Raw genomic sequence first — 5825 nt, 5'->3', positions numbered from 1 at the left:
CCCGCTCCGCAGACATGACGCGCCGTCACTAGCGTGACGGAGCGTTGCGGCGCCCCTCCGGGGCGCAGTAGCGGAAAGTGATGGCGGCGCGCCGCGCCGCTGGTTCGTCGGGGTCGAGGCCCGTGGTTCAGTGCTGCTCGCTTCGGGGTGCCGGCGCTCCGCACCGGCGGGCCCATGACACCCCGTCCAGATCCGGCCTGGGCCGTATTTCTGCTGGTCAGTTGGGATTTTAGCGCACTCCGTGCGCCTGGCTGACCGGGAGGAGGGGGTGGGGCCCTTGCCTTCGACGCCGCCCACCCGCCCCACGATGGCCACGGCCCACACCCCGACCATCCTGCATAGTGTCACTGAACCCCCGGCGATGCAAGACCCGCTCTCCCCGTCCACCACTCCCCGTAACAGGTCCAAACCACACTTAGTGGTCTGGACCTGTCTGCCCCGATAGGACCCCCCGCACACCCCGAAGAATGCCTGTGACTCCGTATCAGAATGCCGCTGCCAGCAAATCCCGTCGCACCCGCTACCCCGCCCCGGCTGCACCCGGAGAGTGCATCAACCGAGGCCCTGTGTAGACCCAGGAATCCGCCCCACACCCCTTCAGCACGCCACCAAAACGAGCCCGCTGACGATATGGCGCGGAATTCCGGTGCAACCACAAACCCCACCCCCGAAAGCCCCATGCAAAAAGCCCATCACCACCCCCATGGAAAACCCCCATAAACCCGACGGCATCGAGCGGGCCCCGGCACAGCACTGAGCCGTCGGCAGACCGGCGGGACGGGCGACGAACAGACCCCACCGCCACCCCCAAGACCCAGGGCCCGGACGCAGCACCACCAGAACGGCGACCCGGACGCCGGCACAGCCGACTCCGGCACGGACAGCCGGGGCGGGGGCGGGAGGTCCATCAACCGGGCCACCGATGCCTCACGCCCTGCTGCGGTGGCTGGCCGGAGCTGGTGCGATTCGAGCGACAGGGGCGCACCGTGCTGTTTCGGCTTCACGGCCACCTCCGGTCCGCTGAAAGAACGCCGTCGCCTGACGAAGGCGAACTGTCCCGTGGATGCAGAACCCATCCCGACACGCCGACCAGCACCACACAAACGACGGAACAGCGGCGACGCCCGGTTACGGCATACACGATCCGGGCGACAACAGCCGTTCAACAGCAAGGCGGCATCACCGATCAGTGGCCGGGCCCGCAGGAGGAGCGCGAACTGCGGCCTCTACGCTGGCGGGCGGGTCAGGATCTCGACGCACTTTCAGGCACGCGGACGGCGAACGCATCCTTGGTACGTGGCGGCACGTGTTCATCCGTAACGGCGGCAACTACTTCCTTACCGATCTACTCATCTACGCCGACGGGCTCATCGACTGCTGGGGCCTGGTCACGGTCGAGGAGTTCGCCGAGAAGCTGCGCAGCGGATGGGTCGCGACGACGTTCGAGGACGGTGCACGGGCATCGGCCCACCATGTGGCCGCGTGGAAGTTCGCGGAGGTCCAGTCGTGGACGACGCCGGAGGAGTTGCTGGGTGAGGTCGGCGACGAGATCGACCGTCTCAATGGCCGGCCTGACTCCACCGGCCGCTGTCTGGCCACCGTCACCGTATTCCGCGCCGAGCCGAGCGAGGAGCAGCGCGCGGTGCTGCGGGAGGCGTACCTGGCCATCCCCGAGCACCTGCGCCGCTACGCGCTGGGCGACATGGACTCCAAAGACTGGCCGCTGAAGGTCCTCGCCGCCGGCCCCGGGGCCCGCCTGCTCGGTGGCGGGCCGGTCGTCACCGACGAGATGTACCAGCATGCGTTGGAGTACTTCGCCGAGCGAGACCAGGCACGCACCAGCCGCCGCACGCCGCCCCGTGGACGGAGCGGACGTGGCGCACGCGCCTGCCATCGAACTGGGCCAGGTCGACTATCCCAACGACTGGCCGGCCGATCCAGGCGTCCTGGTCCTGCGCAACGAATACCCGGCACCGATCGAGATCGACGGGGTGGCGTACCCGACCGTCAGCCACGCCTACTGGGCCCTGTCCACCACGGATGACCAGCGCCGGAAGACGATCCGCGCCGCAAAAACCTCCTACGACGCACAACAAGCCGCCAAGGACGTTCCCCCTCGCTCCGGCTGGGAACAGGCCCGCGCTGCGGTGATGGCCCGGCTGCTGCGCGCGAAGTTCACCCAGCATCCGAACTTGGCAAAAGTGTTGGTGGAAACAGGAGATGCCACGATCCTCTACACCGACATGCACTCCCGCTACTGGAGCCAGCACGACCGGACAGGGCGTAACTGGACGGGCCGCCTCCTCGAACTCGTCCGCTCCGAAATCGCTGCGGATCGGCATGATCTGGCCCACTGAACCCACAGGCCATGGTGGGGCCGGCAGCAGCCAGCCCCACCACCGGCCGCGCCAGCCTTCGTAGCAGGTGGCAGCAGAGCTTCACCGGACAACGACAGCGCGTTTCAACGCCAACACGCCACCATCTTTCAGGAGCTTCACGCCTTGACCAGCACCAACCAGAACACCAGCCACTGAAAACAGGTGACGCACCACCACTGCGACACACCCGTCGTTCATCACGAGGCCGGCCGAGACGTCACCGGCCGCTCCTGGCCGTCCGTCTGCAGCCAGGAGGCGAGGCGTCGACGGTCTCCTGGTTGCCGGCAAAGAGGACATCGACCGCCATGCACCTGAGCACCAACAGCTGACAACGAAGCCGGGCGCAGCACTACGGCGGCCCGGCCGTGGGTGGACGGCGGGCTGGCGCAGCCGACGGGCGACGATGCCGTGTACGGGAGCCGCGGCCCGGCCCGGCCGGAACGGCGGGGCGGGGCGGGGCGGGGGCCGGTGGTCCGACGGGAGGAGCGCCGGGGTGGTCGGCGTCCTACCCGTTGTCAGTACACCTTCGGGTGGTTACGAGCAGCGGTCCCCGAAGATGGTGAGGCGCGGTGCGTACGGTTCCGACTGACGGGGCTGGCCGACCACCTGGCCCGTACGCGGGGGCTTCCTCGGCTTCGGTCCTGGCGAACGGGTCTCCGACTGGTCGCGGGCTAGGCGTCCTTCGCATCCGGGTTGTACGGATCCTTCCACCTGGGACGGGTGCCGAGGGGCTCATCGGAATCGGCCGCCTCCTTGGGCATCCGCGGCCTGTTCCCGCTCCGCTTCTTCCTCGGTCATGTCTCCCGTACTGGCCTTCGCGGTCGTTCTGTTCGTCGGCGTGCTGGGCCGGGGCGGTAGTGGCGAGGCGGCCCAGCAGGTAGCGGAGGCGGTCGGGGGTGCCGGGTGGGGTGGGCGTGCGGGGGCGTGCGGTGGTGGGGTGGAGGTCGGCGCGCCAGTCCAACGACGGCCGCCGTCCTGGCGGACGGTGGCCGCGGGTGCGGGTGCGGGTGCGCCGGGCCCGGCCGCCTGGGTTCCTGGAGTCCAGGGAACCCTGGGGGCCTTGGTGTCAGGCGCCGAGGCCGATGTGGGAGACGTAGGTGTAGGCGCCCCAGTCGGAGTCGAGGTCGGCGATGATGTCGTCCCAGATTTCCGCGAGTTTGGCGGCGTCGGCGGTGGCGAGGGCGTCGACGGCGTCGTCCCAGACGTAGCGGACCTGGATGGTGCGGGTGCGCAGGTTGTCGCGGCGGCGCTTCTCGTCGACCACCTGCTGGTTGATGGGGTGGATCTCCACCTTGGTGCCGCGGCCGTCGCGGTTGAGGTGGTCCTTGAAGATCTGGGGGTTGTTCAGGATGTTGCGGGCGCGCAGTGTCCAGTAGGCGGTGTCGATCGCTTCTTCATTGACGGGGAGGGGGTGCTGGGTGCCTTTGGTCCAGGCGCGGATGGTCTTGGGGACGGCGCTGCTGCCGGCGTCGGCGAGCGCGTCGGAGAGGGCCTCGGGGCCGCCCTGGTGGCTCATCAGGTAGCGCATGCGGGCGGTCAGGCCGCGGCGGGTGCTCGGCGGGGACTTGATCCCGCCCGCGATGATCATGCGTTCCACGGTGTCTTCCAGGGCGCGGGCGAGGGCGATTTTCCCGTGGACGTTTCCGGGGTCGCGGTTGGCGCCGTAGCGGCCGAAGTTTTTCCATCCGTCGGTCGACATTGTTCAGGCGCTCCGGGTGCTGGTGCGGGGCAGGGTGTACTGGTCCTTGAGTTTCATCTGGGTGGTCAGGCGGCCTTCCTCGAAAACACCGCCCGAGGCTTTGCGCCATTCCCCTCCGGTGATGTGGAGTTCGTCGGTGCCGCGCAGCGCGACAATCGTCAGTCCGGCTTTGTGGGCGCGCTGGGACTTGTACCAGAGGTTGGCGAAGGCCTGGGAGCGGATGATGTGCATCCAGTCGGGGCGGCGGAGGTCTCGGTTGAAGGCGGATTCGCCGATGGTCGAGGCGAATTTAGCGTAGATGGCCTTGACGTATTTCTCGGTGACGGTGTCGCCGTCGTGGATGGCGTTTTCGCGGGCCTGGGTGAGGACGCGTCGGAACTTTTCCAGCATTCCTTCGGTGGCGCCGCTGGTCCAGGCCTCGGTGATGTGCGGGGCCTCGGTCAGGCCGAGTTTGTGGCAGCGGATCAGCAGGCGCACGGTGGCCTCGTCCAGGAGCACCGGCCCGGCCTCGTGGCGATTGCCGATCGGGTCGGGCAGGTGCGGGTGGTCCCAGGCCGGGCGCTTGGGCAGGAGGTAGATGCCGGCGCGCTTGGGGTCCCAGCCGCCGTCCGGGCGGTGCTGCAAAGCACCGATCGGCAGGTGCGTCTTCAGCGCGGAGCAGTAGGCGGCGTTGGTGTCCAGGACATCCACCGCGATCTCGGCGAGGGTGCCGGCCTTCAGAGCAGCCATCAGCGGGGCGTTCTCCCACTTGTGGCGGCCCTCCCAGATATCGTCGGCGCCGTTCCGGGACTTCTTGCTCAGGAATTCCAGGCGCTCAGGGTAAACGGTGTGCTCGTACACCGCGCCCACGCGGGTCTTGTCGAAGAGGTCCATTCCGTTCGGAATGGCCTTCTTCTCCAGCGCGGCGGTAGCGGCCTCGGTATCGCCGCCGTGCTCCTCCAGCGCCTCCTCGACCGCCGACGTGATCATGTCGAGGTAGAAGGCCAAGGGCCGGCCAGTGCCCGCGTACTCGGCACGGAACCGCGCCGATGGCGTCGACGGCGCCGGGCCGGCCCGGTGAGGCGCAGCGGGAGCGGGCGCAGCGGCGGGGATGGCGGGGGCCTGGTCGACGACGGCGGCGGCTCCGACCGCGGGGGCCTGGTCGCCGAGGACGCTCTCGGCGGCTGGGGCGGTGCCCGGCACCGGGGCGGGGACGGTAGCCGGCGGCGCGGCGGGCACAACGGCGGAAGCGGCCGTGGCCTGGTCGGCTGCGGCCTGGACGGGCGCGGTCGCCGGTGCATCGGCGGCGGCGGGGACGCACCAGCCGCCCAGGTGGCTCGGCCGGCCGCCGATTCGGAACCGGACCGGGCGTCCGCAGCGCACGCACGGCGCGGGCGGGTAGGTCTCCGGGTGACCGTCGGGAGCGCGGTCAGCGTGGGCGTCGTAGGTGACACCGGTCCCGGCCAAGGCGGGATCCGCCAAGGCTGCTGGCGTCGCCGGGGCGGGCGCGGCCCCGGCGGCCGGATCCGATGCCGCGGCGGGCGGGACCGGGACCGCCTCGTCGGCCTCGTCGGCCTGGGCAGCCGGGGCGGGCGCGGCCGGGGGCTGCTCGGGTGCCGGTGCCGGGAGGACGGTGGGCACCGGGGCGGCGAAGGCCGACGGGACCGGCACCGCGGGCGGCTGCGAGGCGGGCGCGGCGGTACCGGGCGGCCAGGCCAGGGAGAGGGCGGCGTGGGTGGGGCCGGCGAGCAGGTCCAGCGAGATCGGAC

Annotated in this window: 4 protein-coding genes; 2 read left to right on the top strand and 2 right to left on the bottom strand. The window is 70.2% G+C overall.

The window, feature by feature from the left end:
- Positions 1-1306 precede the first annotated feature (1306 nt).
- Positions 1307-2044 (top strand): hypothetical protein, encoded by a 738-nt coding sequence (locus tag ACIQOV_RS23765; RefSeq protein ID WP_401051489.1) that lies wholly within the window; start codon positions 1307-1309, stop codon positions 2042-2044.
- A complete protein-coding gene (locus tag ACIQOV_RS23760; RefSeq protein ID WP_401051488.1) occupies positions 1992-2357 on the top strand; it encodes an NADAR family protein in 366 nt (121 codons plus the stop codon). Before ACIQOV_RS23765 ends, ACIQOV_RS23760 begins: the two co-directional genes overlap by 53 nt.
- 1087 nt (positions 2358-3444) lie before the next feature.
- Here the strand turns inward: ACIQOV_RS23760 and ACIQOV_RS23755 are convergent.
- Together ACIQOV_RS23755 and ACIQOV_RS23750 are read right to left on the bottom strand one after the other, a co-directional pair.
- Complete coding sequence (locus ACIQOV_RS23755; RefSeq protein WP_401051487.1) at positions 3445-4077, bottom strand: hypothetical protein; 633 nt, start codon at positions 4075-4077, stop codon at positions 3445-3447.
- Between the two features lie 3 nt (positions 4078-4080).
- On the bottom strand, positions 4081-5538 hold the full coding sequence (locus ACIQOV_RS23750) for a hypothetical protein (RefSeq protein ID WP_401051485.1): 1458 nt from the start codon (positions 5536-5538) through the stop codon (positions 4081-4083).
- Positions 5539-5825 lie beyond the last annotated feature (287 nt).

The organism is Kitasatospora sp. NPDC091257, from assembly GCF_044757675.1.
Classification (GTDB): Bacteria; Actinomycetota; Actinomycetes; order Streptomycetales; family Streptomycetaceae; genus Kitasatospora; species Kitasatospora lactacystinica.
This window is presented reverse-complemented; position numbering and strand designations above follow the sequence as displayed.

Coding starts and splice junctions, on each gene's coding strand:
- ACIQOV_RS23755 (WP_401051487.1), bottom strand. CDS start 4,077: ATGTCGACCGACGGATGGAAAAACTTCGGCCGCTACGGCGCCAACCGC.